This window comes from Bacillus sp. A015 (assembly GCF_053851875.1).
Genome location: NZ_JBSPZB010000010.1, coordinates 35,372 through 60,627, shown reverse-complemented (window position 1 = coordinate 60,627; position 25,256 = coordinate 35,372). Strand labels below are relative to the sequence as shown.

29 protein-coding genes and 1 other RNA gene are annotated in these 25,256 nt (G+C 42.0%); 24 read left to right on the top strand and 6 right to left on the bottom strand.

The features are described from left to right. Positions 1-131 precede the first annotated feature (131 nt). The 12 genes from ACSLGF_RS10570 to ACSLGF_RS10515 all read left to right on the top strand — a co-directional run bounded on the left by ACSLGF_RS10570 (position 132) and on the right by ACSLGF_RS10515 (position 12,277). A complete protein-coding gene (locus ACSLGF_RS10570) occupies positions 132-1,511 on the top strand; it encodes an amino acid permease (RefSeq protein WP_456005250.1) in 1,380 nt (459 codons plus the stop codon). 281 nt (positions 1,512-1,792) lie between these two features. Further along, a complete protein-coding gene (locus ACSLGF_RS10565; protein ID WP_456005122.1) occupies positions 1,793-2,830 on the top strand; it encodes a sugar-binding transcriptional regulator in 1,038 nt (345 codons plus the stop codon). A 33-nt stretch (positions 2,831-2,863) separates the two neighbouring features. After that, the gene (gap, locus tag ACSLGF_RS10560) at positions 2,864-3,871 is read left to right on the top strand and encodes a type I glyceraldehyde-3-phosphate dehydrogenase (RefSeq protein ID WP_012011304.1); all 1,008 of its coding nucleotides are present in this window, start codon (positions 2,864-2,866) and stop codon (positions 3,869-3,871) included. A 213-nt stretch (positions 3,872-4,084) separates the two neighbouring features. Continuing rightward, a complete protein-coding gene (locus ACSLGF_RS10555) occupies positions 4,085-5,269 on the top strand; it encodes a phosphoglycerate kinase (protein WP_456005119.1) in 1,185 nt (394 codons plus the stop codon). A gap of 29 nt (positions 5,270-5,298) precedes the next feature. Continuing rightward, positions 5,299-6,060: a triose-phosphate isomerase gene (gene tpiA, locus ACSLGF_RS10550; RefSeq protein ID WP_105926908.1), complete on the top strand. Its 762-nt coding sequence runs from the start codon at positions 5,299-5,301 to the stop codon at positions 6,058-6,060. Then, positions 6,053-7,588: a 2,3-bisphosphoglycerate-independent phosphoglycerate mutase gene (gene gpmI / locus ACSLGF_RS10545; RefSeq protein WP_456005117.1), complete on the top strand. Its 1,536-nt coding sequence runs from the start codon at positions 6,053-6,055 to the stop codon at positions 7,586-7,588. The genes tpiA and gpmI overlap by 8 nt, the downstream gene beginning before the upstream one ends. A gap of 30 nt (positions 7,589-7,618) precedes the next feature. Then, positions 7,619-8,911, top strand: coding sequence for a phosphopyruvate hydratase (gene eno / locus ACSLGF_RS10540; protein ID WP_003212752.1), 1,293 nt, complete (start codon positions 7,619-7,621; stop codon positions 8,909-8,911). A gap of 256 nt (positions 8,912-9,167) precedes the next feature. Next, complete coding sequence (locus ACSLGF_RS10535) at positions 9,168-9,437, top strand: hypothetical protein (RefSeq protein WP_456005114.1); 270 nt, start codon at positions 9,168-9,170, stop codon at positions 9,435-9,437. A 59-nt stretch (positions 9,438-9,496) separates the two neighbouring features. Beyond that, positions 9,497-10,264, top strand: a complete 768-nt coding sequence (locus ACSLGF_RS10530; RefSeq protein WP_456005112.1) for an ATP-binding cassette domain-containing protein — start codon at positions 9,497-9,499, stop codon at positions 10,262-10,264. Continuing rightward, entirely contained in the window at positions 10,236-11,633 is a 1,398-nt protein-coding gene (locus ACSLGF_RS10525) for a hypothetical protein (RefSeq protein WP_456005109.1), read from the top strand. Before ACSLGF_RS10530 ends, ACSLGF_RS10525 begins: the two co-directional genes overlap by 29 nt. Next, a complete protein-coding gene (locus ACSLGF_RS10520) occupies positions 11,630-11,995 on the top strand; it encodes a hypothetical protein (RefSeq protein ID WP_456005106.1) in 366 nt (121 codons plus the stop codon). The genes ACSLGF_RS10525 and ACSLGF_RS10520 overlap by 4 nt, the downstream gene beginning before the upstream one ends. After that, entirely contained in the window at positions 11,996-12,277 is a 282-nt protein-coding gene (locus ACSLGF_RS10515) for a hypothetical protein (RefSeq protein WP_456005104.1), read from the top strand. Between the two features lie 21 nt (positions 12,278-12,298). Here ACSLGF_RS10515 and ACSLGF_RS10510 read toward each other — a convergent pair whose 3' ends face one another. Continuing rightward, on the bottom strand, positions 12,299-12,763 hold the full coding sequence (locus ACSLGF_RS10510; protein ID WP_456005102.1) for a GNAT family N-acetyltransferase: 465 nt from the start codon (positions 12,761-12,763) through the stop codon (positions 12,299-12,301). A 22-nt stretch (positions 12,764-12,785) separates the two neighbouring features. Further along, positions 12,786-13,244, bottom strand: coding sequence for a hypothetical protein (locus ACSLGF_RS10505; protein WP_456005100.1), 459 nt, complete (start codon positions 13,242-13,244; stop codon positions 12,786-12,788). 97 nt (positions 13,245-13,341) lie between these two features. Between ACSLGF_RS10505 and ACSLGF_RS10500 the strand changes: the two genes are divergently transcribed. Beyond that, positions 13,342-13,995 (top strand): MarC family protein, encoded by a 654-nt coding sequence (locus ACSLGF_RS10500; RefSeq protein ID WP_456005097.1) that lies wholly within the window; start codon positions 13,342-13,344, stop codon positions 13,993-13,995. 57 nt (positions 13,996-14,052) lie between these two features. Here ACSLGF_RS10500 and ACSLGF_RS10495 read toward each other — a convergent pair whose 3' ends face one another. Next, complete coding sequence (locus ACSLGF_RS10495) at positions 14,053-14,589, bottom strand: GbsR/MarR family transcriptional regulator (RefSeq protein WP_456005094.1); 537 nt, start codon at positions 14,587-14,589, stop codon at positions 14,053-14,055. 269 nt (positions 14,590-14,858) lie between these two features. Here ACSLGF_RS10495 and ACSLGF_RS10490 point away from each other — a divergent pair, with 269 nt between their 5' ends. Genes ACSLGF_RS10490 through ACSLGF_RS10475 form a run of 4 tightly spaced genes read left to right on the top strand, consistent with a single transcriptional unit; the run spans position 14,859 to position 18,312 of the window. After that, the gene (locus ACSLGF_RS10490; RefSeq protein WP_099727923.1) at positions 14,859-16,004 is read left to right on the top strand and encodes a betaine/proline/choline family ABC transporter ATP-binding protein; all 1,146 of its coding nucleotides are present in this window, start codon (positions 14,859-14,861) and stop codon (positions 16,002-16,004) included. Between the two features lie 12 nt (positions 16,005-16,016). Then, on the top strand, positions 16,017-16,670 hold the full coding sequence (locus ACSLGF_RS10485; protein WP_099727922.1) for an ABC transporter permease: 654 nt from the start codon (positions 16,017-16,019) through the stop codon (positions 16,668-16,670). Between the two features lie 13 nt (positions 16,671-16,683). After that, positions 16,684-17,601: an osmoprotectant ABC transporter substrate-binding protein gene (locus ACSLGF_RS10480; RefSeq protein WP_456005091.1), complete on the top strand. Its 918-nt coding sequence runs from the start codon at positions 16,684-16,686 to the stop codon at positions 17,599-17,601. Positions 17,602-17,622: 21 nt separating this feature from the next. Beyond that, a complete protein-coding gene (locus ACSLGF_RS10475; RefSeq protein WP_456005089.1) occupies positions 17,623-18,312 on the top strand; it encodes an ABC transporter permease in 690 nt (229 codons plus the stop codon). A gap of 80 nt (positions 18,313-18,392) precedes the next feature. Here the strand turns inward: ACSLGF_RS10475 and ACSLGF_RS10470 are convergent, their stop codons facing one another. The 3 genes from ACSLGF_RS10470 to ACSLGF_RS10460 form a co-directional block, all read right to left on the bottom strand. Then, positions 18,393-18,713: a winged helix-turn-helix transcriptional regulator gene (locus ACSLGF_RS10470; protein WP_034316754.1), complete on the bottom strand. Its 321-nt coding sequence runs from the start codon at positions 18,711-18,713 to the stop codon at positions 18,393-18,395. An 82-nt stretch (positions 18,714-18,795) separates the two neighbouring features. Then, positions 18,796-19,197: a helix-turn-helix domain-containing protein gene (locus ACSLGF_RS10465; RefSeq protein WP_456005087.1), complete on the bottom strand. Its 402-nt coding sequence runs from the start codon at positions 19,195-19,197 to the stop codon at positions 18,796-18,798. Positions 19,198-19,326: 129 nt separating this feature from the next. Next, positions 19,327-19,731 (bottom strand): helix-turn-helix domain-containing protein, encoded by a 405-nt coding sequence (locus ACSLGF_RS10460; RefSeq protein ID WP_105926889.1) that lies wholly within the window; start codon positions 19,729-19,731, stop codon positions 19,327-19,329. 154 nt (positions 19,732-19,885) lie between these two features. Here ACSLGF_RS10460 and ACSLGF_RS10455 point away from each other — a divergent pair, with 154 nt between their 5' ends. The 7 genes from ACSLGF_RS10455 (at position 19,886) to ssrA (ending at position 25,247) form a co-directional block, all read left to right on the top strand. Then, positions 19,886-20,119, top strand: coding sequence for a helix-turn-helix domain-containing protein (locus ACSLGF_RS10455; RefSeq protein WP_008347669.1), 234 nt, complete (start codon positions 19,886-19,888; stop codon positions 20,117-20,119). Between the two features lie 37 nt (positions 20,120-20,156). Further along, a complete protein-coding gene (locus ACSLGF_RS10450) occupies positions 20,157-20,447 on the top strand; it encodes an AbrB/MazE/SpoVT family DNA-binding domain-containing protein (protein ID WP_003213714.1) in 291 nt (96 codons plus the stop codon). 185 nt (positions 20,448-20,632) lie between these two features. Further along, on the top strand, positions 20,633-20,866 hold the full coding sequence (gene secG, locus ACSLGF_RS10445; RefSeq protein ID WP_003212746.1) for a preprotein translocase subunit SecG: 234 nt from the start codon (positions 20,633-20,635) through the stop codon (positions 20,864-20,866). Positions 20,867-20,989: 123 nt separating this feature from the next. Further along, the gene (locus ACSLGF_RS10440; RefSeq protein WP_456005083.1) at positions 20,990-21,736 is read left to right on the top strand and encodes an alpha/beta hydrolase; all 747 of its coding nucleotides are present in this window, start codon (positions 20,990-20,992) and stop codon (positions 21,734-21,736) included. 19 nt (positions 21,737-21,755) lie between these two features. Next, positions 21,756-24,095, top strand: coding sequence for a ribonuclease R (gene rnr / locus ACSLGF_RS10435; RefSeq protein ID WP_456005080.1), 2,340 nt, complete (start codon positions 21,756-21,758; stop codon positions 24,093-24,095). A 140-nt stretch (positions 24,096-24,235) separates the two neighbouring features. Further along, positions 24,236-24,706, top strand: a complete 471-nt coding sequence (gene smpB, locus ACSLGF_RS10430) for an SsrA-binding protein SmpB (protein WP_041507778.1) — start codon at positions 24,236-24,238, stop codon at positions 24,704-24,706. A 178-nt stretch (positions 24,707-24,884) separates the two neighbouring features. Then, positions 24,885-25,247, top strand: a transfer-messenger RNA (tmRNA) gene (gene ssrA / locus ACSLGF_RS10425). Positions 25,248-25,256 lie beyond the last annotated feature (9 nt).

Below are 25,256 nucleotides of genomic sequence, written 5' to 3'. Positions count from 1 at the left end.
AAGGGAGAAGCCTGCACATTCTCCCTTTCTCTTTCAACGAGCGGCGAATTTTGTCAAAGGATGATGAATAGAAGAGTGAAAGTGGGGAAGCGGATTTGAAGCAAGATCAGCATAATGAACTAGAGCGTTCCATGAAAAGCAGACATCTCTTTATGATTGCCTTAGGCGGCGTCATCGGTACAGGTCTTTTCCTTGGGTCAGGACTCATTATCCACCAGGCAGGACCTGGAGGAGCCATTCTTTCGTTTATCATTGGCGGACTGTTAATGTATTTGGTGATGCTGTGTCTTGGTGAATTAGCAGTGGCAATGCCGACAGCCGGGTCCTTTCAAGAGTATGCGACCAAATATATTGGTCCGTCCACAGGCTTTATGATCGGCTGGCTTTATTGGTTTAGCTGGGCGTGTACGATTGGACTTGAGTTTACGTCGGCAGGTATTTTACTCCAAAGGTGGTTCCCAGATATCCCTGTTTGGCTTTGGTGTCTTGCATTTAGTGTGATTTTATTTGCCATTAATGCCATCTCAGCACGCAGCTTCGCTGAAACGGAGTTTTGGTTTTCGGCCATCAAGGTCGCTGCCATCTTATTGTTCATTATCATTGGAATTGGCGCAATTTTCGGAATGATTCATCTGAAAGACGGGGAACCAGCCCCTCTATTTCGTCATTTGACGGATCATGGCGGACTTTTTCCTAATGGTGTTTTTGCTATTTTATTAACCATGGTCACGGTCAATTTCTCCTTTCAAGGAACAGAGCTTGTAGGGATCGCAGCAGGAGAGAGTGAAAGCCCTGAAAAAACATTGCCTCGATCCATACGGAATATTATTTGGAGAACGATGGTCTTTTTCGTCTTATCTATTGCGGTTCTTGCCGCACTTCTTCCTTGGCAGGCAGCCGGCGCAGTCGACAGTCCGTTTGTTGTGGTGCTGGACAAGGTCGGCATACCATACGCCGCAGATATCATGAATTTTATTATCATCACAGCCGTCTTATCTGTAGCAAACTCTGGATTATATGCATCATCACGTATGCTATGGGCACTATCGAAAGACGGGAAAGGACCTAACTTCACAAAAAAATTGTCCAAGCGTAAAATTCCGATCAATGCACTATTGGTGACAATGGGCATATCCGCTCTATCTTTGCTCACAAGTGTTGTGGCACCAAAAACGGTGTATGTCTGGCTCATTTCGATTTCAGGTATGGTCCTTGTTGTTGTCTGGATGTCCATTTGTTTATCTCAGTATTTTTTTAGAAGACACTTCATAAAAGCGGGTGGAGATGTAAAGGATCTCGTCTTTCGTACACCGTTATATCCATTTGTGCCATTGGCAGGCTTTATCGCATTTGGCATCGTCCTCATCAGTTTATTCTTTATTGAGGATCAGCGAATTGGTCTTTATTGCGGTGTTCCGTTCATGGCCGTTTGCTACATCATTTATTATCTCAAAATCAAACCGAAGGAAGATGCAAAACGGTTTGCCGAAGAGGAAAGGCCGATATCTTAAGCAGGCTGATGCATCAGCCTGCACCTTTTTAATGACAAATTCATTATATATAAAAGAAAAATAAATATTTACATAGCAAGAAAGAACCTTGATGACAAGCAGGTTATCGGCGAAAATGTGTCTATTTTTTGTCTAAATGTGTTTGTAAGAGTTGAAAATGCAAGATGATCCTGTTAAAATAATTAAAGAAAGCAGGGATTGATTTTTTTTGGCTGTGGCGGGACGTTTTTTGTCACAGTGGGACGTTTTGAGTCCAGCGTGAAAAGAAAGGGTCGTTAGCCATGAATCGTTTATTGGAAGCTCAAAAAAAATTATTGCCAGATCTTCTCACAGTTATGCAAAAACGCTACGACATTTTGCAGTACATCAGGTTAGCTGAACCAATTGGCCGCAGAAGCCTTGCGACGAGTCTTGGGCTCAGTGAGCGCATCTTAAGGGCTGAAGTTCAGTTCTTAAAAGAACAAAACCTGCTGGATGTCAAAACGAGCGGTATGATGCTGACGAGTGAGGGTCATGCTTTGCTAGACATGCTTGAAGGAATGATGAAGGACGTTTTAGGTTTAACCTTTTTGGAAAATACATTAAAGAGAAAGTTAGGCCTAGAAGAAGTGATCATCGTTTCTGGTGACAGTGACGAATCCTCGTGGGTGAAGCAAGAAATGGGAAGAGCTGCTGTCCAATGTATGAAAAAAAGGTTTACAGGAAATAATATCGTCGCCGTCACTGGCGGAACGACGATGGAAGCCGTTGCCGAAATGATGACCCCTGATGCCAAAAATCGCGACATGATGTTTGTCCCTGCGAGAGGCGGTCTTGGGGAGAATGTGAAAAATCAGGCAAACACCATTTGTGCCCACATGGCTGAAAAAGCTTCCGGTACTTACAAGCTGCTGTTTGTTCCAGGGCAGCTGTCAGAAGGTGCTTACTCTTCGATTATCGAAGAGCCGTCAGTCAAAGAAGTGCTTCAAACGATTAAATCATCCACGATGCTCATTCATGGAATCGGTGAAGCAAAAACAATGGCGATGAGACGAAATACACCAGCTGAAGATTTAAAAAAGATTGATGAGCATGACGCAGTGACAGAGGCCTTTGGCTATTACTTTAATCGTGATGGTGAGGTCGTACACAAAGTTCACTCCGTCGGCATGCAGCTAGATGATCTAGAAAGCATTCCGCACATCATTGCTGTTGCAGGTGGATCATCAAAGGCCGGGGCCATTGAAGCTTATTTCAAAAAACCCCGCCGAACGGTTCTTGTCACAGACGAAGGAGCCGCAAAAGAGTTATTAAGGGAGTCAATTGATCCCTCAATATAAAACATTCTGTTACCTATAAAAGGAGGAAACATCATGGCAGTAAAAGTCGGTATTAACGGATTTGGACGTATTGGACGTAACGTATTTCGTGCAGCATTAAACAATCCTGAAGTGGAGGTAGTAGCGGTTAACGATCTAACAGACGCTAACATGCTTGCACACCTTTTACAATATGACTCTGTTCACGGAAAACTAGATGCAGAGGTTTCTGTAGACGGTACAAACTTAGTAGTGAACGGTAAAACAATCGAAGTATCAGCTGAGCGTGACCCTGCAAAATTAAGCTGGGGTAAACAAGGCGTAGAAATCGTTGTTGAATCTACTGGGTTCTTCACTAAGCGTGCAGACGCTGCAAAACACTTAGAAGCTGGCGCTAAAAAAGTCATCATCTCTGCTCCTGCTAACGAAGAAGATATCACAATCGTTATGGGTGTAAACGAAGACAAATACGATGCAGCTAGCCACGATGTCATCTCTAATGCATCTTGTACGACTAACTGCTTAGCTCCATTTGCAAAAGTACTTAACGATAAATTTGGTATTAAACGCGGTATGATGACAACTGTTCACTCATACACAAATGACCAGCAAATTCTTGATCTTCCGCACAAAGACTACCGTCGTGCTCGTGCAGCTGCGGAAAACATCATCCCAACTTCTACAGGTGCTGCGAAAGCCGTTTCACTTGTATTGCCTGAACTAAAAGGCAAATTAAACGGTGGCGCAATGCGTGTTCCAACACCTAACGTTTCTTTAGTTGACCTTGTTGCTGAATTAAACCAAGATGTAACAGCTGAAGACGTAAATGCAGCACTTAAAGAAGCAGCTGAAGGAGAACTTAACGGAATCCTTGGCTACAGCGAAGAGCCATTAGTATCTGGTGACTACAATGGTAATGCAAACTCTTCTACAATTGATGCTCTTTCTACAATGGTCATGGAAGGCAGCATGGTGAAAGTCATCTCTTGGTACGATAACGAGAGTGGATATTCTCACCGCGTAGTTGACCTTGCAGCTTACATTGCAAAACAAGGTCTTTAATTTCTCACGCTGAAGGAACTCACTTGGTTCTTTCCTAGAGACACGATATAATGAAGACGGACAAGGGAAGGGGAAGCATCCCTTTCCCTTTTTCTCTTCTTTTATCCGTTCTGCACGATTTCTTGTTTTGATGAGGGCAAAATGGGAAAAGGATAAAGAGAGACTTGTCCAATGCGTAAGGAAACCAGAATAAAGGAGGATCTCCTGACGAGCATGAATAAGAAATCAGTAAAAGACATTGACGTAAAAGGTAAAGTTGTGTTCTGCCGCGTAGATTTTAACGTTCCAATGAAAGACGGAAAAGTGACGGATGATACTCGTATTCGCGCAGCATTACCAACGATTGAGTATTTAACAGGACAAGGCGCAAAGGTACTGCTAGCTAGTCATTTGGGTCGTCCGAAGGGTCAAGTTACTGAAGAACTGCGTCTGACACCTGTGGCTAAGCGTCTGCAAGAGCTTCTTGGACAAGAAGTGAAAAAAGCGGATGAAGCTTACGGCGACAACGTGAAAAAGCAAATCTCTGACTTAAAAGAAGGAGACGTGCTAGTGCTTGAAAACGTTCGTTTCTATCCTGGTGAAGAAAAGAACGATCCTGAATTATCAAAAGCGTTTGCTGATTTAGCGGATGTGTATGTCAATGATGCGTTTGGTGCTGCACACCGTGCACATGCATCGACAGCTGGTATTGCAGCATATCTTCCGGCTGTTTCGGGCTTCCTCATGCAAAAAGAACTTGAGGTTTTAGGAAAAGCTGTTTCAAACCCTGATCGCCCATTTACAGCGATTATCGGTGGCGCAAAAGTAAAGGATAAAATCGGTGTCATTGAAAGTCTTCTTGATAAAGTGGACAACCTGATCATCGGCGGTGGACTTGCTTATACATTTGTGAAAGCACTCGGCCACGAAGTAGGGAAATCTCTATTAGAAGAAGACAAAGTAGATTTAGCGAAATCCTTTATGGACCGTGCAAAAGAAAAAGGCGTGAACTTCCTGATTCCAACAGATGTTCTAGTAGCCGACGACTTTTCAAATGATGCGAATACAAGCATTGTGCCAATCTCTGAAATTCCAAGTGATCTAGAAGCACTTGATATTGGGACAGAGACAAGAGACAAGTATGCTGACGTGATTAAAAAGAGCAAACTTGTTGTCTGGAACGGACCAATGGGTGTATTTGAAATCGATGCATTCGCCAAAGGAACAAAAGCAATCGCAGAAGCACTGGCAGAAGCAAAAGATACATATTCTGTCATTGGCGGTGGAGACTCAGCAGCAGCTGTTGAGAAATTTGGTCTTGCCGATCAGATGAGCCATATTTCGACAGGCGGCGGCGCTTCACTTGAGTTCATGGAAGGCAAAGAGCTTCCAGGTGTTACTGCATTAAACGATAAATAAGACAAAACTGCTATAAGGAAGTGTCAATCATGAGAAAACCAATTATAGCTGGGAACTGGAAAATGAACAAAACACTTGGCGAAGCGGTTAGCTTCGTTGAAGAAGTCAAGTCATCTATTCCATCTCCTGACAAAGTGGAATCCATTGTCTGTGCGCCAGCACTTTTCCTAGAAAAGCTAAACAGCCTTTCAAACGGAACAGACCTTAAAATTGGTGCGCAAAATATGCACTTTGAAGAAAATGGTGCATTCACTGGTGAAATCAGCCCTGCTGCTCTAACAGACCTTGGCATCGGCTACTCAGTGATTGGACATTCAGAGCGCCGCGAATTCTTCGCTGAAACAGATGAAACAGTGAACAAAAAAGCACATGCAGCATTCAAGCATGGCATCGTTCCAATTATCTGTGTAGGTGAAACGCTTGAAGAGCGTGAAGCAGGCAAAACAAATGAACTTGTCGCTGATCAAGTGAAGAAAGCACTAGCTGGTTTAACGAAGCAGCAAGTGGCTGAATCTGTTATTGCGTATGAGCCAATTTGGGCCATCGGTACAGGTAAATCTTCTACAGCGAAAGATGCAAACGATGTTTGTGCACACATCCGCCAAACCGTTGCAAGCGAATTTGGTCAAGAAGCGGCAGACAGCCTTCGCATTCAATATGGCGGAAGCGTGAAGCCGGCGAACATTAAAGAATATATGGCAGAATCCGATATTGACGGTGCTTTGGTTGGTGGCGCAAGCCTAGAACCTCAGTCTTTCGTTCAATTATTGGAGGAAGGTCAATATGAGTAAGAAACCAGCTGCATTAATCATCTTAGACGGGTTCGGTTTAAGAGGCGAAACAGTCGGAAATGCTGTTGCACAAGCAAAGAAACCGAACTTTGACCGCTACTGGAACGAATTCCCGCATCAAACTTTAACGGCATCAGGTGAGGCAGTGGGTCTCCCGCAAGGTCAAATGGGAAACTCTGAAGTTGGGCATTTGAACATCGGTGCAGGACGTATTGTGTATCAAAGCTTAACAAGAGTGAATGTTGCCATTCGTGATGGGGAATTTGAGAAAAACGAAACGTTCATAGAGGCAATGACATATGCAAAAGAGAATGACAAGGCCCTTCATTTATTTGGTCTATTGTCAGATGGCGGTGTGCACAGTCACATCCAGCATCTATTTGCCCTGCTGAAACTAGCGAAAAAAGAAGGCTTAACAAAGGTATACATTCATGGCTTCTTGGACGGACGTGATGTTGGTCAGAAGACAGCCAAAGTGTACTTAAAACAGCTTGAAGAACAAATCAAAGAAATTGGTGTCGGTGAAATTGCAACACTTTCTGGACGCTACTACTCAATGGACCGTGACAAACGCTGGGATCGTGTGGAAAAAGCGTATCGCGCGATGGCGTATGGTGAAGGCCCAAGTTATCAAAACATCTATGATGTCGTTGATGACTCATATGAAAATGGAATCTACGATGAATTCGTTATTCCATCTGTCATGACAAGAGAAAATGGTGAACCTGTTGCAAAAGTAAACGACGGCGACTCTGTGATTTTCTATAACTTCCGTCCAGACCGTGCAATCCAAATTTCGAACACATTCACAAATGAAGATTTCCGCTCGTTTGACCGCGGAGAAGCACATCCGAAGCATTTACACTTCGTCTGCTTCACACACTTCAGTGAAACGGTTGATGGCTATGTGGCCTTCAAACCAGTGAATTTGGATAACACAGTAGGAGAAGTGATTTCTCAAAATGGATTGAAACAGCTGCGGATTGCTGAAACAGAGAAATATCCTCATGTCACGTTCTTTATGAGTGGTGGACGTGAAGAAGAATTTCCTGGTGAAGACCGCATCTTGATCAATTCACCAAATGTTGCAACCTATGACCTAAAGCCGGAAATGAGCGCTTACGAGGTGAAGGATGCACTTGTTGAAGACATCAATGCCGACAAGCATGATGCGATCATTCTAAACTTTGCGAACCCGGATATGGTTGGTCATTCAGGGATGCTCGAGCCAACCATTAAAGCAATTGAAGCAGTAGATGAGTGCTTAGGAGCTGTTGTCGACGCAATCCTAGCTAAAGGCGGACATGCCATCATCACGGCAGACCACGGTAACGCAGACGTGCTGATTACCGAAGAAGGAAAACCGCATACTGCACATACGACAAACCCTGTTCCAGTCATCGTAACGAAAAAAGGTGCGACGCTTAGAGAAGGCGGCATTTTAGCTGATCTATCTCCAACGCTTTTAGACTTACTTGGTCTTGAAAAACCAAAAGAGATGACAGGAACATCATTGATTCAAAAATAACAAAATTGATTCAAAAGGAGCGAAATAATCATGCCATACATTGTTGACGTATATGCACGCGAAGTATTAGACTCTCGCGGTAATCCAACAGTTGAAGTAGAAGTTTACACAGAATCTGGCGGCTTTGGCCGTGCATTAGTTCCAAGTGGTGCTTCTACTGGTGAATATGAAGCAGTAGAACTACGTGACGGAGATAAAGACCGTTACCTTGGAAAAGGTGTTCTTACAGCTGTAAACAACGTAAACGAAATCATTGCACCAGAGCTTTTAGGCTTTGATGTAACAGAACAAGTAGCGATTGACAAAATGTTAATCGAACTTGATGGAACAGAAAACAAAGGGAAATTAGGCGCAAACGCAATTCTTGGCGTATCTATCGCTGTAGCACGTGCGGCTGCTGATTTCTTACAAATTCCACTTTACCAATACCTTGGTGGATTCAACTCCAAAACGCTTCCAGTGCCAATGATGAATATCGTCAATGGCGGAGAGCATGCGGATAACAACGTAGACATTCAAGAATTCATGATTATGCCTGTAGGTGCACCGAACTTCCGTGAAGCACTTCGTATGGGCGCACAAATCTTCCATAGCCTGAAATCTGTATTAAGCGCAAAAGGCTTAAACACAGCTGTAGGTGACGAAGGTGGATTCGCTCCAAACCTTGGTTCTAACGAAGAAGCACTTCAAACAATCGTGGAAGCGATTGAAAAAGCTGGCTTCAAACCAGGTGAAGAAGTGAAACTTGCAATGGATGCTGCATCTTCTGAGTTCTATAACAAAGAAGACGGTAAATATCATTTATCAGGCGAAGGTGTTGTAAAAACATCAGCTGAAATGGTTGACTGGTATGAAGATATGGTATCGAAATACCCAATCATCTCAATCGAAGACGGCCTTGATGAAAACGACTGGGAAGGTCACAAACTATTAACTGAGCGCCTTGGCAGCAAGGTTCAGCTAGTAGGAGACGACTTATTCGTAACAAATACGAAGAAACTTTCTGAAGGTATCAAAAATGGTGTCGGTAACTCAATCCTGATCAAAGTAAACCAAATCGGTACATTGACTGAAACATTTGATGCAATCGAAATGGCAAAACGTGCAGGATACACAGCTGTGATCTCTCACCGTTCTGGTGAAACAGAAGACAGCACAATTGCGGACATCGCAGTTGCAACAAACGCTGGACAAATCAAAACAGGTGCTCCGTCTCGTACGGACCGTGTGGCGAAATACAACCAATTACTTCGCATCGAAGATCAATTGGCTGAAACAGCACAATACCACGGTATTGCAACTTTCTATAACTTGAATAAATAATGTAAAACAACGCGCTGCGTACCGCTCTTTTATGAGAGCGGGCCGCAGCGTTTTTTTGTTGAACGAGGCCTCAAAGCTGTTTCAATAGTCACATCCTATTTTTGTAAAAAATCATCCTTCTGTCAGAGATGAAGTCAGCAGGACCCCAATTTATAAGAAATAGATCATGAAAACTCTACTAAAAATATGAGCTGAAATGAACTTATGCTTTCTGCAAGGTGATGGTATCATTTTACATATATTAGGGGGTGATGAGATGCTGAATCCTTTTAGCCTTCGTTTTCCAGTAGGTGTGTATATGTATATACTTCATCTATTGGCGGCCTATGATGAAAGGAAGCAACGAATTCTGACTTCTAAGAACGTACAGAAAAATGCATTTTGGATTTATGTCCTTGCCGTTATTTTAGGCATTGTGACAGTTGCAGCATTGATTTGGGCATGCAGAACATTTGGAAAAGGCTCTAAATTTTTAGGAGAGTTTAAGTTTTTAGGCATGTACATTAAAATCAAATGCGGTTTTTAACAGGTGATGAGAACAGATGCAAAGTCATCTGTTCTATCTGAAACAAACGGAGGGACATGATGCTGACATTACAATTAAAAGAAAAAACGTATAGCCGTACCTTCTCTCTCCGCAATATTCAGATGAATGTGGAGAAAGGACGCATGATGCTTCTTTTGGGGCATAATGGTGCAGGAAAGACAACGATGATCCAATCCATGTTTGGGCTGACGCCATTTACAGGGCACGTATCCTTAAATGGTGAACAGCTCAACTTCCAATACTCAGCTCACATATCCCTTTTGAAAGAACATGTTTCCTATATTCCTGACGACCATGCTTTGTTCGATTATTTAACGCCGAGAGAATATTTTCATTTACTTCAGCTGCCAAATAAGCAAGATATCGCGCGAGACGAGACATTCATCGATCTTTTTGAGCTGAGTCCGTATATGGATCAGCCAATCGCTCAGCTGTCCCATGGCAATCAAAAGAAAACTCAGATCATTTCACAGCTCCTCAGGCCTTGTGATTATTTTGTGTTCGACGAGCCAACGAATGGACTTGATCCAGATATGATGATCATCTTAAGAAAGGTGCTCATGAAGCTGAGAGATCAAGGCGCTGGTATCCTTATTTCAACCCATCATTTGAGCTTTGGTGAGACATTGTATGATCACCTCATGATCTTAAGAAATGGTGACGTAAAGCTGGATATGTCTCGTCAAGAAGCAAGTCAGACATTTCCTCATCAGGCACTTGAGGACATTTATAAAGAAGTGAATCGAGATTACTATATGCAGGTGGAGAGGTTGCTCAATGATTTGGACTCAACGCGTTCTTCATAAAATAGAATGGGGTATGCTGACTACGAAAGGAAAGCAGCTCGGCAAAAAATATCCTTTGCAGCTTCTCGCAGCAGCCGCTTTTTTCTTGCTGATGTATGCTATGTACGTCGTCATGAGCCTGCGCTTTTTCATGCAGACAGGGGAAAGTGAACCTTCTGCTCTATACCTCCAATTTGTCAAAATGGCACTTCTGCTTTTGTGTGCAGGAATTGTCTTTTCCCGTAATAAAATGAAGCGTCAAGAATACCAATTTTTCTTTCTAAATAGTGCAATTCAAAGTGTGTCATTTGTCCTGTGTGTATATTTCTTTCCGGTGCTGTTTTGCTTCATTATCCTTGGCCTTCTTTTTTTACCAATCGTGTTAGGGCTTTTCATTAGCGGTGTTACACTCTCTATGTATTGGATCATTGTTGTATGTGTCACTTGCTGTGTACTGGCGCTGTATGTGCTCGTTTCTTGGATGCTGATGCGAATTGGTGTGAGCCGCTTCATATCCAAAACAAAAGAGCATTTGCTTCTGCAAACGATCGGATTTGTGATACTAAGCGCTTTGATGTTTCTTCTTTTTCAAAAAGCGGTTGAGATAATCCATGTATGGCCGTCAGTCTATCTGGTGTTTCAGCTGATCTTACTATGTGCTGGATGGCTTTGGCTGAAGGGTTTATCGGCTTGTTATGTCAATCGGATGTTTTTGCAGCTGAAAGTAGAAGTGAAGTCGTTTTCTTACCAAAAAATCAGAACGGATTCTTCATTTCTGACTCATCTGCGGCAGGAATTTGTTTATTTCAGCCGATCAGCTGTTTTTAAAGAACAGGGTATTCTGTTTCTATTTCTTGTTTGCTTGACGGTGGGGCTGCCATTTGTTTTTTCTCCGGCAGAAACTGGCTGGCTGTATGCTTTTATTGTGCAGTTTGCGTTAAAAGAGATCTTGATCATGCTTCCGCTGATGATTGGCAGGGAATATCATATGAATCATCGAGCCATCTTTATGTTGAATACATCAAAGGGCGCTTATTTATTGTCGAGAATTTTATTTTATTACGCGATCAATTTGCTCATATATTTTGTGTATATTGGGCTTACTTATTTGGTGATGGGTATTGAAAGTGAAGGTCACGTTTTGGCGAGTTTGTCCATTTTATTGATCACCGTCATGGCGGCATGTGTAGGGTTTGTAGTGAAAATTAATGATTTTAATAAAATGTTTGTGATCCTGATGATGATTGCTGTGTTCAGTTTCTTAGATATGCTTTTATTAGAGTGGCTTTCATCCGATCCACAGCTTCTTGCAACTGCCTATATGATTGGTTCCCTTACATTTTTCAGTTGTATATATGCTGCCATGTTAAAAAGGCCAATCTTGCGATGATAGAGCTTTTGATTAGTTTGATAGCGGTTGTGCTCATTCATGAACTCGGTCATATGCTGATGGTCATGGTGTGTAACAAAATCGAAAATAGACCACTTTTTGATTTTGTGGTGATGATCGATTGGAAGCACGTGTCGATCGTCCATGAAAAATTTGCCCGGCCGAGCTTCAATGTGATGGTGGCACTTGCAGGTCCATTGTTTCCGGTGATCTGCTCTAGTGTTCTTTTTTTCATGTGGAAGCATCCATTGAGTCATCAATTGCTGCTTTTTTCTTTACTGAACACTGTGATGCTGCATCCAGCCTGCCCAGACGGGAAAAATATCACAGCCAGCTTAAAAGAGATGAAAGGAGAGAAATAGATGATCAAAGTATTTCATTCTTTTTCTAGTGGCTTAACACTCGCGATGCTTTATGTATTCGCTGTGTTTATGACCCCAGTATTTTTATTGCTGCTAGAGGTCCATCATGTTGAATCAAGTCCGACTGTGTTTGGCATGCCATTTTATATCATGAAAATCGAAAAGTATCAATTCAGCTCAGAGGCGACCCTCTTTGGATGTGCGGTCTGCTTTCTAGCTGGTGCCGTGCTCTACTTCTTGATTCAATATGTGATTCATGCCGTAAAAAAGCGCAGATCATAAAAAAGCAGGCTGAACAAGAAGTCAGTCTGCTTGAAAATCGAGCGACAGCCGTACCATATCCATGCACTGAATACCGTTTTCATAGATCGGTTCATCATAATGCTTAAGGAAGAAATCATGATCAATGGATGTTAGGCGAAAGCCGCATTTTTGATAAAGTGCCAGCTGGTGAATACTAGAGTTTCCTGTGCCGATTTCAATCGTGTGAAAACCGGCTGCTTTGGCTTCAGCAATGGCATGATGAATCAGCTGTTTCCCAATTCCTTTTCCTTGCCATGACTCCTTCACAGCGACATTCATCATTTCAACCGTGTGCTGAGATCGTGATGAAAGTACATAGATACCGATCATGTCCTGTTCATGAAAGGCGACATAACAAGAGCCGGATTGTACATAGGCAAGAATCTTTTCTTTTGAAGGGTCAGCTAATAGCAAAAGATCCATAGGTACAGATTGATGACGAGACAATGGCCGAATCTGAATCACTTCATTTCATCCTCTCTATTCTTTAATATACCCTTGTTTGACCCCCCCAATCGTATTGATCCTGCACCCACTGAGAGGGAGGATGATGTGTGACATTCGGGTCTTTTTTGACGTGAGGTTTCCTTGCAGCTTGTGCTGACTGCTTATTCGTTTGAGCAGTTGCTTTCGCTGCTGCCAGCTCCTTTTGAAGCTGATTGATTTCCACCTCAAGAGCTTTACGCTGTTTGACTTCTTTTTGATAGGCCTTCTTTTTTTCCTTCAGCTTTTTTGTGACTGTGGACAATTTCTTTTTTTGATCATCGATTTCATGCTTCATATCCGCTCCTTCTGACTTTAACTTCACCAGCTGCTGATCATTCGTTTTGGTTTCTTGCTGATGTTTTTCCGCTGCTGCGGTGATTGTATGCTCCTGCCAAACAATCCAGCCAGCTGCGCCTAAAATAGCGACAGACAGAAGGAGGATGGTGATTGTTTTCTTCATGTGTTATCTCCCTTTCTCTAAACCTCTATTAACATCGGTTAAAGCCAAACAGGTTTTAACATATCAAGGGAATATTCACATCAGTTTGGCAGACACTATGAAAAAAGGAGGGTGTCTGTTGATTTCCTTTATGATTCATGTCGTTGTGTCACTATTTGCTGTGTCGAACCCAATTGGAAACGTGCCTCTTTTTATCACCTTAACAGAAGGCTATACAGAGAAAGAACGCTCTCAGACGGCCAAAAAAGCCATTGTTGTATCATTTATTATTTTGGTTGCCTTTCTACTGGCAGGCAGGCTCATTTTCAAGTTGTTTGGGATCGATATTCATGCACTCCGCATCGCTGGAGGTATTTTTATTTTTGGTATCGCTTACAATTTACTGAATGCAAAAGAGTCACATGTCCAAAACCCTCATTCGGACGAAAAGGCAGAAAGCATAGAGAAGGCAGATGTCTCCGTTACCCCGCTGGCGATCCCAATCATTGCAGGCCCCGGTACAATCGCCACAGTGATGAGTTTAACCCCAGGAAGTGAGGCAGGGGTTCATATACTTGCGATCCTTTTTGGTATTGTGATCGTTCTTGCCATGATGTATTATGCATTTCATTATTCAAGTTTCATTATGCGAAAAATGGGGAAAACAGAGATGAATGTCGTGACTCGATTGATGGGATTGATTCTTGCTGTCGTGGCAGTAGAGATGATTGGCGCAGGTTTAAAAGGGATGTTCCCAATGCTTATGTCATAAGTGTATATATAAAAAAGCTGTTTTTTTCTACAATGATGTAAAATAAAACAGCTTTTTCTAAGGTTTTGGTACATGCTTAAACACTTCTTCACTTTCGAAGAATTCAATTAAGCGGCTAATCCAATCATAGTAATCAAGACTTTCTTTAATTTCTGAAAGGAGCAGATTGATTTTATCCTCTATCTCTTCTGGTAGGTCATCCTGTTCAAGCAGTTCCAGCAATTCCTTGCACGTTTTCTTATGTGCTTTGCGATTTTTGCTGACCACTCGTGACCAATTGGCTGCAAACAATGAAATAAATGTCTGGTAATGATCTTGCTCAACGTCATACAGATCTTTACGTATTCCTTTTTCATAAACCTTTTCCGCAATATTCAAATCGAGCATTTCTCGAACGACTTGACTCATTCTCGTTTTGCTCATGCCGGTCTCCTCTGAGAGCTCTCCCAGCGTCATTGGTTTACGGTTCATGTGAATGATACCAAGCACTCTACCCACTGTAGAAGAAAGACCAAAGGCATTCATGTTCTCGGCAGCTTTTTCAATATAATGATCCTGTGCTTTTTGAATGGCGCCTAACGCTAGCTTGTCCACTCCCCGCTTCATCCCTTCACGACTGACAATTTGTAACACAATATATCATATACCTGTTTGTTAATGAAAACAATAAATATTGAGCATTTGCTAGTAATTTGAAGGAAAAAGGAGGGATCTCTACATATCAGCCCGTTAACTGAAAATTTTTAATAAATGTTATGCAATACAAACATATTGTAAACTTTTTATTTTACAAAGTTTGCACTATAATTAATAAGGTGTAAATTTTCTGAAAATACATACCCAACTAATTGGAGGTGTCTCATTTGCTGAAACTAGAGAATGTATCTAAGACGTATAGAGGCGGAAAAAAAGCTGTCAAACATATTGATTTAGAAATAGCAAAAGGAGAATTTGTTTGTTTTATTGGACCGAGCGGCTGTGGCAAAACGACAACGATGAAGATGATCAATCGACTCATTGAACCTTCCTCAGGAAACATTTTGATCGAGGGAGAAAACATTATGAAGAAGGACGCTGTCCAATTAAGAAGAGAAATTGGTTATGTGATTCAGCAAATTGGACTTTTCCCCCATATGACCATTGCACAAAACATTTCACTTGTTCCGAAGCTATTAAAATGGCCGGAAGAAAAGCGAAAAGAACGGGCGCGAGAACTGCTCAAGCTAGTCGATATGGGGCCGGAGTATCTAGAACGTTACCCGCATGAACTAAGTGGAGGACAGCAGCAGCGAATTGGCGTTCTTCGCGCACTAGCAGCAGAACCTCCTCTTATCCTCATGGATGAACCATTTGGTGCACTTGATCCAATTACACGAGATTCACTGCAAGAAGAATTTAAGAAACTACAAAAAACATTAAATAAAACAATCGTATTCGTCACACATGACATGGATGAAGCGATCAAACTCGCTGACCGAATTGTGATTTTAAAGGATGGAGAGATTGTCCAAGTAGGCACGCCAGATGATATTCTGCGTAACCCTGCCAATGAGTTCGTAGAAGAGTTCATCGGGAAAGAACGTCTGCTTCAATCAAATCCAAACATGGAACGTGTAGAACAGATGATGAACACGTCGCCAGTGACAATTACAGTCGAAAAAACGTTGACTGATGCCATTTACATCATGAGAGAAAAGCGGGTCGATTCTTTGCTTGTTGTGGATGAAAATCATGTGTTAAAAGGTTATATCGATATCGAAACGATCGATGCGAACCGTAGAAAAGCAGCCTTCGTTGGTGAGATCTTAAATACAGAGTTCTATACAGTACAAGAAGGCGCACTTCTAAGAGACACCGTCCGGAAAATTTTAATACGCGGTATTAAATATGTACCGGTTGTGGATGCAGAGGGGCATTTAAAAGGCATTGTGACACGTGCAAGTCTTGTTGATGTTGTGTACGACTCCATCTGGGGAGAAGATACACCGGCTGTCACTGAAATGAACTAAGGAGGTGTACACATGGATCAAATCATCGATTTTCTAGAGAAAAATGGTGGGGAACTCCTCACAAAAATGTGGGAGCATTTATATATTTCTTTAATTGCCGTCGTGCTAGGCATTATTGTCGCCGTTCCTTTAGGCGTGATACTCACACGAATGAAAAAAGGTGCAGGTTTTGTCATCGGTGTCGTGAATATCTTTCAAACACTCCCTAGTTTAGCGATTCTTGCATTTTTTATTCCTATTTTGGGGGTTGGGAAAATACCTGCGATCGTTGCTCTATTTTTCTATTCCGTTTTGCCTATTTTAAGAAATACGTATGCCGGAGTTCAAGGTGTGAACAAAAACTTGCTTGAATCTGGTAAAGGGATCGGCATGACGACATGGGAACAAATTCGTCTTGTGGAACTCCCGCTTGCCGTGCCGATTATTATGGCGGGTGTCAGGACGTCAACGATTTATTTAATTGGCTGGACAACACTTGCTGCGTTTATCGGTGGAGGCGGTCTTGGTGACTATATTTTAATTGGACTCCAATTATACCAGCCGGAATACATTATTGCTGGTGCCATCCCAGTCACCATTTTAGCGGTCATCATCGATTTTACATTGATGAGGCTTGAGAAAAAAGTAACACCAGAAGGCTTAAAAGGATTGAAGGAAGTTTCATAAGGAGTTGGCACATGTGAAGAATCGAAAAACAAAATGGATCAGTGCACTGCTTGCCGGATGCTTGCTATTGATTAGTGGCTGTTCACTTCCTGGACTAGCCGGCTCCTCAGGCAATACACTGCGAATTGGCGCACAAAACTTTACCGAATCAGAAATTATGGCCTATATGGTTGGGGATATCATTGAACATTACACAGATAAAAAAACGACCATTGTGAAAAATCTAGGCTCCAACACCGTGCAGCAGAAAGCGATGGAAAACGGAGATGTTGATATTTCTGCGACAAGATATACAGGCACGGATTTGACAAGTACGCTCGGAATGGACGCGGAAAAAGATCCGAAGCGTGCGATGGAAATGGTTCAAAAAGAATTTAAAAAACGCTACGATTACAAATGGTTTGATTCCTATGGATTTGATAATACGTATGCCTTTGCTGTGACGCAAAAGATGGCAAAGGAAAACAATGTAGAAACGGTCTCTGATTTGAAAAAGAATGCGAAGAATTACCGTTTCGGTGTCGATAATATTTGGCTCAAAAAGAAAGGCGACGGTTATGAAGGGTTTGTGAAAACATACGGGATCGAATTTGGAAGCACCTTTCCGATGCAGATTGGTTTAGTCTATGATGCATTGAAAAATGAAAAAATGGATATTGTGCTTGCCTATTCAACAGATGGCCGGATCAAAGCCTATAATCTCAAAATCTTAAAAGATGATAAACGATACTTTCCGCCATATGATGCATCGCCAGTTGTCCCAGAGAAGGTATTAAAAGAAAATCCAGGCCTGGACAAGGTGATCAACAGGATGATTGGAAAAATCGGTACAGAACAAATGCAAGAGCTTAACTATCAAGTCGACGGTGAGCTTCAAGAACCAGCGACCGTTGCGAAGAATTTCCTGAAAAAACACAATTACTTTGAGTAAGATTGGGAGGTGTCAGGGCTGATGGACACACTGCAGCAATTATGGACGTATTATCAGCAGAACGGTTCATATGTGTTAGAAGAATTTTATCGGCATTTTCTCATGTCAGCGTATGGGGTGTTGTTTGCGGCAATGGTCGGAATTCCAGTAGGCATCTTTGTGGCACATTATCGCAAGCTGAGCAATTGGGTGTTCGCCATTACAAATGTCATTCAAACCATACCAGCGTTAGCGATGCTTTCAGTGTTGATGCTTGTATTAGGACTTGGCGCAAATACAGTGATCCTATCACTCTTTCTATATTCGCTTCTGCCTATCATCCGAAACACATACACTGGGATTGTCAGCATTGAACACGCCTATTTAGAATCGGGTAAAGCAATGGGCATGACGAAATGGCAAGTGCTGAGAATGGTTGAATTACCGCTTGCTTTATCGGTGATTATGGCTGGTTTAAGAACCGCACTGGTCATCGCAATCGGCATTACAGCGATTGGGACATTCGTTGGTGCGGGAGGACTTGGTGATATCATCATCAGAGGATCAAATGCGACAAACGGAACAGCCATCATTTTAGCAGGCGCTATTCCAACTGCGCTCATGGCCATCATTGCCGACCTTGTCATGGGCTGGCTTGAACGCTATTTAAGCCCAACAAACAAGAAAAAAGAGAGAAAAGCGTTAGCTGAAAAAAACATCACATCTGCTTAAGCGGTTGAATAGACAAAACCTCCCTTACATCTGTAAGGGAGGTTGTTTTATGATCATCAGGCGGCTCACATGGAGAGATTTTATGATTCAAGTGTGATCCATTCAGTGGACCACTTCGAAATTTCCTCAAAAACGGGTGCAAGTGAACGCCCCATATCAGTTAAAGAATACTCAATGCGTACGGGTGTTTCAGCAAAAACCTCCCGTTTTACAATGCCTGCTGCTTCCAGCTCTTTTAATCTCTCAGATAATACTCTTCCGCTTAAATTTGTCAGAGCCGCCTCAATTTCACTAAAGCGCTGCTGACCTGAGAGAAGCTGAAAAACAATCAGTGCAACCCAGCGTTTACTTAATAACTCAACTGCTTTTTCAAACCGCGGGCACATGTCAGATTGATTCATCTTTCTTCACTCCAATCTGAACCCATTATACCGTAATTCTGTCATCAATCAGCGCAAAAAGCTTGTCAATGATCAAAACATTTTATGATGACGTGCGGCTGTTTAACATAAACAACAGATAGCGGTTTAGATCCTCTATTTCTTTTTTAGAAAGGGTAGACCATATGTTTCCATCAAATATTTCGAGATCACCAAGTTCATATTGCTCTGCGGCTTCTTTTATTTTGGATAAAGCCATTTCCTCTTCCTTTATCAGAGGGACAGGAGATGCTTCTTCAATATAACCAGCTGCCTGCATCATTTCCTCATAAGGTACCTTTAATGCACCTGCTAGTTTCTTCATCGTAGGAGGTTTCGGAATGCCGCGTTTCCCGTTTTCAATACGAGAAATACCGGCAGCGCTGACCTCTGAATACATGGCTAATTGGTTCACTGATAGCTTCTTTTCCTCACGCAATGCTCTTAAATATGCACCAAAGTTCATCAACTCAAAACCTCACATGGTTAAAGATTAGGTAATTCTATTTTACCTGATTTGTTGACTATTGGCAATAAGTGTACCATGAAAATATTGACATTAGTTAATGGTAGATGTATCTTAAGTTTATGCCCGCTATTTGTTCGCCTTTTTTTGGTTGATGAGCGTGAGAAAGTATTCATTCAGCTGGCTGATGTCTTGTGCAGTGAGCGTTTCCCATTGGTCTCCATCAAAAATGGGGAGATGTTCTACATCCTTTTGAAGCGCCGTTTGATAGATTTTCAACATGGACTCATATTTAGGTTTCATTTCATGAACCTTTTCCTGTTCTATATGACCGGCAAGCAGCATTAAATCCTCATAAGGCACCTTCAAGGCGTGTGCTAATTTTTTTATGGTTAAAGGCTTGGGCACACCACGCTTTCCATTTTCAATACGAGAAATACCAGCAGCGCTTACACCCGAATACATGGCGAGTTGATTGACAGACATTTTTCTATTTTCTCTTAAAATGCGTAATTGTTCACCAAAGTGATTCATGACATCGAACCTCACATTTCAGTATATGACTTATTTTAGTATGATCATTGACCAAAGGAAATAGCAGAGGTGTAAAAGTGTTGACATAAGTTAATGGATCTGTTTGTTGTGAGAGCCCTACGTTCTGTACATATTGATCCTATAGGAGGTTGTAATGATGGTCGAAAAGATTCAGATCAGGCGAGCTTTTGTGATGCAGTATATGATCGAAAACGATATGTCTTTAAATCAGCTCGCAGATGAAATTGGCATCTCTCCTGCCACACTCAGCAGGGTATTAAATGGTCACCGGAAACCAGGACAGCTTGTCATTGGCAAAATGATTCATTACTTTGATAAAAAATTTGAAGATCTATTTTACTATGAAGATGTTGACAAAAGTCAATGATTGGAATAATCATATCATCTTTAAGGAGGCAATGTCATTGAAAAGAACTGGGATGGTCAGACACATTGATTCTCTTGGCAGAATTGTGCTGCCTTCAGAAATGCGAAAGGTACTCAATATCAAAGAAGAGCAGCTTTTAGAAATTTTTATAGAAGATCAAACCATCATGCTGAAAAAATATGATGCAGATAAGAGCTGCCTGTTAACTGGACAAGTAACGAAATACAACAAAAGCTATGGAAATGGCAAAGTGATGCTAAGTCCTGAAGGAGCTGAACGTTTGTTAGTAGAATTAAAACAGCTATTAAAAGAAGAAGCAACTCGTTAAAATGTTTTTTTAACTCAAAATCGAATATAAAAAATGCTGCACGCAACCCTTTTGAACGAAATTGAATCAAAATAACAAATAAAGTCGACAATATATAGGAAATCTTTATTTTGATGTTTCGTGACATGCACATTGTTTTCATGTAAAATAAAGTTATGTGTACCAGTTTGTCTGGAGGTGTTTTCATGCACGCATTTGTTATCACATTACTCGTAATTGTCAGTATCGCACTTATCATCGTTGTATTATTACAATCAAGTAAAAGTGCTGGACTGTCAGGCGCTATTTCAGGTGGAGCCGAGCAGCTTTTCGGTAAGCAAAAAGCGAGAGGCCTTGACTTGATTCTTCACCGATTAACGGTCATTTTGTCAGTGCTTTTCTTCATATTAACACTTGCATTGGCATATTTAGGCGTGTAAGGCGCGAGTAACAGAAGGTCTGATCTTTTTTCAGACCTTTTTTTATTATCAGCACTCTTTTGTGTTTGTTTCATACATACAAGTGAAAATATAAACCATAACAGAAGGAAAGGAAGTCACATCATGAAAGTTGTTACACCAAAACCATTTACGTTTAAAGGTGGAGAAAAGGCGGTGCTTCTTCTTCACGGTTTTACTGGGAATACAGCAGATGTTCGAATGCTTGGCCGTTACCTGAATGAAAGAGGTTATACATGCCATGCACCTCAATACAAAGGACACGGCGTGCCGCCAGAAGAGCTTGTTCATACAGGCCCGATAGATTGGTGGAAAGATGTAGAAGAAGGCTATCAATTTTTAAAAGATGAGGGCTATGAGGAGATTGCTGTTTGCGGACTGTCCCTCGGAGGAGTTTTTTCATTGAAATTAGGTTACACTGTACCTGTAAAGGGAATTGTACCTATGTGTGCACCTATGTACATAAAAAGTGAAGAAGTCATGTACCAGGGTGTACTAGATTATGCCCGTAACTATAAAAAATTCGAGGGTAAGTCAGAGGACCAAATTGAACAGGAAATGGAAGAGTTCAAGAAAACACCAATGGGTACACTCAAGGGCCTGCAAGAGCTGATTGCAGATGTAAGAAACAATGTTGACATGATTTATTCACCTACTTTTGTTGTTCAGGCACGTCATGATCATATGATTAATACAGACAGTGCAAATATCATTTATAACGAAGTAGAGACAGATCAAAAACATTTGAAATGGTATGAAGAATCGGGCCATGTCATCACGCTTGATAAAGAGCGGGAGAAGGTTCATCAGGATGTGTATGCATTCTTAGAATCACTTGATTGGTCAATTTAAATATACAGGGGGTTAGAGTGTGCAAAAAGAAGAATTTATGAATGAATTACTCGCTTTTATGCAAGAAGAGGCGTACAAACCGTTAACAGTACAAGAATTAGAAGTCATGATGGAAATTACAAATGCTGATGATTATAAAGAGCTCATCAAAGCACTTGTGATATTAGAGGATCAGGGACTTATCGTCCGTACCCGCAGTGATCGCTACGGTGTACCGGAAAAAATGAATTTGGTGAAAGGGAAGCTGTCCGCTCATGCGAAAGGATTTGCCTTTGTGACACCTGAAGAGTTTGGACAGGATGATATTTTCATTCCGCCAACAGAACTTGGAACAGCGATGAATGGCGATACGGTCATGGTTCGTGTCAGCCATAAATCCAATGGAACCAAAAAAGAAGGGACAGTCATCCGAATTCTGGAGCGTAATATTCAGTCGGTTGTCGGTACCTATACAGAAACAAAAAGCTTTGGTTTTGTCATTCCTGATGATAAAAAGATCACACACGATATCTTTATCCCGAAATCCGCCAAAAACGGAGCGGTAGAAGGTCATAAAGTCGTTGTGACGCTGACAAGCTATCCGGAAGGAAGAATGAGTGCAGAGGGCGAAGTGACTGAAATTTTAGGTCATAAAAATGACCCAGGCATTGATATTTTGTCGATCATTCATAAACATGGCCTGCCAGGTGAGTTCCCAGAAGAGGCGCTGCAGCAGGCGGCAGACACACCTGAAACAATCGATGAAAAAGACCTGGAAGGCAGACGTGATCTGCGCAACGAAACGATTGTGACAATTGACGGTGCAGATGCGAAGGACTTAGATGACGCGGTCACTGTGCAAAAGCTGGATGATGGTAAATATAAGCTAGGGGTGCATATTGCAGATGTCTCTCATTATGTTACTGAAAATTCTCCGATTGATCAGGAAGCATATGAGCGCGGGACGAGTGTGTATCTTGTAGACCGCGTCATTCCGATGATTCCGCATCGTCTATCAAACGGCATTTGTTCATTAAATCCGAAGGTCGATCGTCTCACACTGTCTTGTGAAATGGTCATTGATCGCAATGGGAAAGTCGTCAAACACGAGATTTTCCAAAGTGTGATCAAAACAACGGAGAGAATGACGTATTCAGATGTGAATAAGATTTTAGTGGACCAAGACGAAGAGCTTCTAGAGAAATACGAGCCGCTTGTTCCTATGTTCCAAGAGATGGAGAAGCTTGCAGAAATCCTTCGTGACAAGCGGATGGAGCGTGGAGCTGTAGACTTTGACTTCAAGGAAGCGAAAGTGCTTGTTGATGATGAAGGAGCGGCAAAGGATGTTATCATTCGAGAGCGTTCAGTCGCGGAGAAATTAATTGAAGAATTCATGCTTGTCGCAAATGAGACGGTTGCAGAGCACTTCCACTGGATGAATGTACCGTTCATTTACCGAATTCACGAAGAACCAAATCCTGAGAAGCTTCAGCGCTTTTTAGAATTCGTGACAACATTTGGGTACATTGTCAAAGGAACGTCGACGAACATTCACCCGCGTGCACTTCAAAGTGTACTGGATGCCGTCCGAGATCAGCCAGAAGAAGTAGTCATTCAAACCGTCATGCTTCGCTCTATGAAACAGGCGAAGTATGATCCAGAAAGCATCGGGCACTTTGGGTTATCAACGGAATTCTATACGCACTTCACATCACCGATCCGCCGATATCCTGATTTAATTGTTCATAGACTGATCAGAACCTATTTGATTCAGAAAAAGACAGACGAAACGACCCTTGAAAAGTGGGGACAGCTGCTGCCAGAAATAGCAGACCATGCGTCTACAATGGAACGCCGGTCCGTCGATGCAGAGCGTGAAACAGATGACCTGAAAAAGGCAGAGTTCATGCTTGATAAAATCGGTGAAGAATTTGATGGCATGATTAGTTCCGTGACGAATTTCGGACTATTCGTTGAACTGCCGAATACGATAGAAGGTCTCGTCCATGTCAGCTACATGACAGACGACTACTATCGCTTTGATGAACAGCATTTTGCTATGATCGGTGAGCGGACAGGAAATGTATATCGCATCGGTGACGAAATCACTGTCAAAGTGGTGAATGTCAATAAAGATGAGCATTCCATTGATTTTGAAATCGTCGGGATGAAAGGCACTCGTCGTAAATCACCTAAAGATTTCAAGTTCAAAAAACGGACAGATTCACCAGCAAAAAAAGGGAGCGTTGGTCAGAAGGCGTCTGGGGATAAGGCAAAAGACGATAAAGGCGGCGACTGGTTCACAGGTCGAAAAAAGAAGAAAAAGAAAAAACGCGTATTTGATAACGCACCGAAACAAAAGCGGAAAAAGAAAAAGTAACGTGCCAAAAAAGCAAATAGGGCATCACGCTCTATTTGCTTTTTGACCACATGGCGTCAGCATTGTCGAAAGCTGGATTGTTTGATAAAATAATCCGTACGATTTGGACCGTGTTTGTGTCAAAAGGAGGGTGTACGCCAATGCCAAAGGGAGAGGGAAAGGTTGTTTCCCAAAACAAAAAAGCAAATCATGACTATTTTATAGAAGAAACGTATGAAGCCGGCCTTGTGTTACAAGGAACAGAAATCAAATCGATTCGTGCAGGAAAAGTGAATTTAAAAGATTCCTTTGCCAAAATTGAACGAGGAGAAGTGTTTCTTCACAACATGCACGTAAGCCCATACGAGCAGGGGAACCGCTATAACCATGATCCGCTAAGAACGAGAAAGCTGCTGCTTCATCGCAAGCAAATTAGCAAATTGATTGGTGCAACAAAGGAAGAGGGCTACTCACTTGTCCCCATTAAACTATATTTGAAAAATGGCTTTGCCAAAGTGCTGATCGGAATCGGTAAAGGGAAAAAGAAATACGATAAACGTGAGGATCTGAAGAAAAAAGATGCAAAACGTGAAATTGAACGTGCCTTCCGCGATCGCCAAAAGCAATTCTAGTCCGGGCGCAGATTGCTTGCTGAGAGCGGAAGCATTATGCTACAATATGATATGCAGTAAACAATCATCGTAGGTTTTTACAGAAACCACCAGTTGTTTCAAGCGATGAGGCTGTTATAATAGTTATATACGGAAGCAGTTAAGCTGAACGTTTCCATCCCGTATATCCCTTTTACAAGGGGACGTTACGGATTCGACAGGGGCGGTTCGAGCTTGAGCTGCGAGCCGAGAGGCGATCTCGTTAACACGCACTAAATGTAACTGGCAAAACTAAAAGTTTTAACCAAAACTTAGCACTAGCTGCCTAATAAGCGCAGCGAGCTCTTCCTGACATTGCCTATGTGTCTGTGAGGAGCCCAATGAAGTAGGCTACGCTTACGTTTCCGTCTGAGGACGTAAGAAGAGATCCATCAGACTAGCTCTCCAAGCGCCCGTCAGCAGGCATGCGGATGAGTGAACACGTAAATATGTTGACTACGCTCGTAGACGCTTAAGTAATCGATGTCTCTGGACGTGGGTTCGACTCCCACCGTCTCCATCAAAACTTTTA

Coding starts and splice junctions, on each gene's coding strand:
- ACSLGF_RS10465 (WP_456005087.1), bottom strand. CDS start 19,197: ATGAACTTTGGTGCATATTTAAGAGCATTGCGTGAGGAAAAGAAGCTA.
- ACSLGF_RS10505 (WP_456005100.1), bottom strand. CDS start 13,244: ATGAAGAAAACAATCACCATCCTCCTTCTGTCTGTCGCTATTTTAGGC.
- ACSLGF_RS10485 (WP_099727922.1), top strand. CDS start 16,017: ATGGATCAAATCATCGATTTTCTAGAGAAAAATGGTGGGGAACTCCTC.
- gap (WP_012011304.1), top strand. CDS start 2,864: ATGGCAGTAAAAGTCGGTATTAACGGATTTGGACGTATTGGACGTAAC.
- eno (WP_003212752.1), top strand. CDS start 7,619: ATGCCATACATTGTTGACGTATATGCACGCGAAGTATTAGACTCTCGC.
- secG (WP_003212746.1), top strand. CDS start 20,633: ATGCACGCATTTGTTATCACATTACTCGTAATTGTCAGTATCGCACTT.
- tpiA (WP_105926908.1), top strand. CDS start 5,299: ATGAGAAAACCAATTATAGCTGGGAACTGGAAAATGAACAAAACACTT.
- smpB (WP_041507778.1), top strand. CDS start 24,236: ATGCCAAAGGGAGAGGGAAAGGTTGTTTCCCAAAACAAAAAAGCAAAT.
- ACSLGF_RS10440 (WP_456005083.1), top strand. CDS start 20,990: ATGAAAGTTGTTACACCAAAACCATTTACGTTTAAAGGTGGAGAAAAG.
- ACSLGF_RS10535 (WP_456005114.1), top strand. CDS start 9,168: ATGCTGAATCCTTTTAGCCTTCGTTTTCCAGTAGGTGTGTATATGTAT.
- ACSLGF_RS10460 (WP_105926889.1), bottom strand. CDS start 19,731: ATGAATCACTTTGGTGAACAATTACGCATTTTAAGAGAAAATAGAAAA.
- ACSLGF_RS10500 (WP_456005097.1), top strand. CDS start 13,342: ATGAAAAAAGGAGGGTGTCTGTTGATTTCCTTTATGATTCATGTCGTT.
- ACSLGF_RS10475 (WP_456005089.1), top strand. CDS start 17,623: ATGGACACACTGCAGCAATTATGGACGTATTATCAGCAGAACGGTTCA.
- ACSLGF_RS10570 (WP_456005250.1), top strand. CDS start 132: ATGAAAAGCAGACATCTCTTTATGATTGCCTTAGGCGGCGTCATCGGT.
- gpmI (WP_456005117.1), top strand. CDS start 6,053: ATGAGTAAGAAACCAGCTGCATTAATCATCTTAGACGGGTTCGGTTTA.
- ACSLGF_RS10455 (WP_008347669.1), top strand. CDS start 19,886: ATGATGGTCGAAAAGATTCAGATCAGGCGAGCTTTTGTGATGCAGTAT.
- ACSLGF_RS10525 (WP_456005109.1), top strand. CDS start 10,236: ATGATTTGGACTCAACGCGTTCTTCATAAAATAGAATGGGGTATGCTG.
- ACSLGF_RS10565 (WP_456005122.1), top strand. CDS start 1,793: ATGAATCGTTTATTGGAAGCTCAAAAAAAATTATTGCCAGATCTTCTC.
- ACSLGF_RS10530 (WP_456005112.1), top strand. CDS start 9,497: ATGCTGACATTACAATTAAAAGAAAAAACGTATAGCCGTACCTTCTCT.
- ACSLGF_RS10470 (WP_034316754.1), bottom strand. CDS start 18,713: ATGAATCAATCTGACATGTGCCCGCGGTTTGAAAAAGCAGTTGAGTTA.
- ACSLGF_RS10515 (WP_456005104.1), top strand. CDS start 11,996: ATGATCAAAGTATTTCATTCTTTTTCTAGTGGCTTAACACTCGCGATG.
- ACSLGF_RS10520 (WP_456005106.1), top strand. CDS start 11,630: ATGATAGAGCTTTTGATTAGTTTGATAGCGGTTGTGCTCATTCATGAA.
- ACSLGF_RS10555 (WP_456005119.1), top strand. CDS start 4,085: ATGAATAAGAAATCAGTAAAAGACATTGACGTAAAAGGTAAAGTTGTG.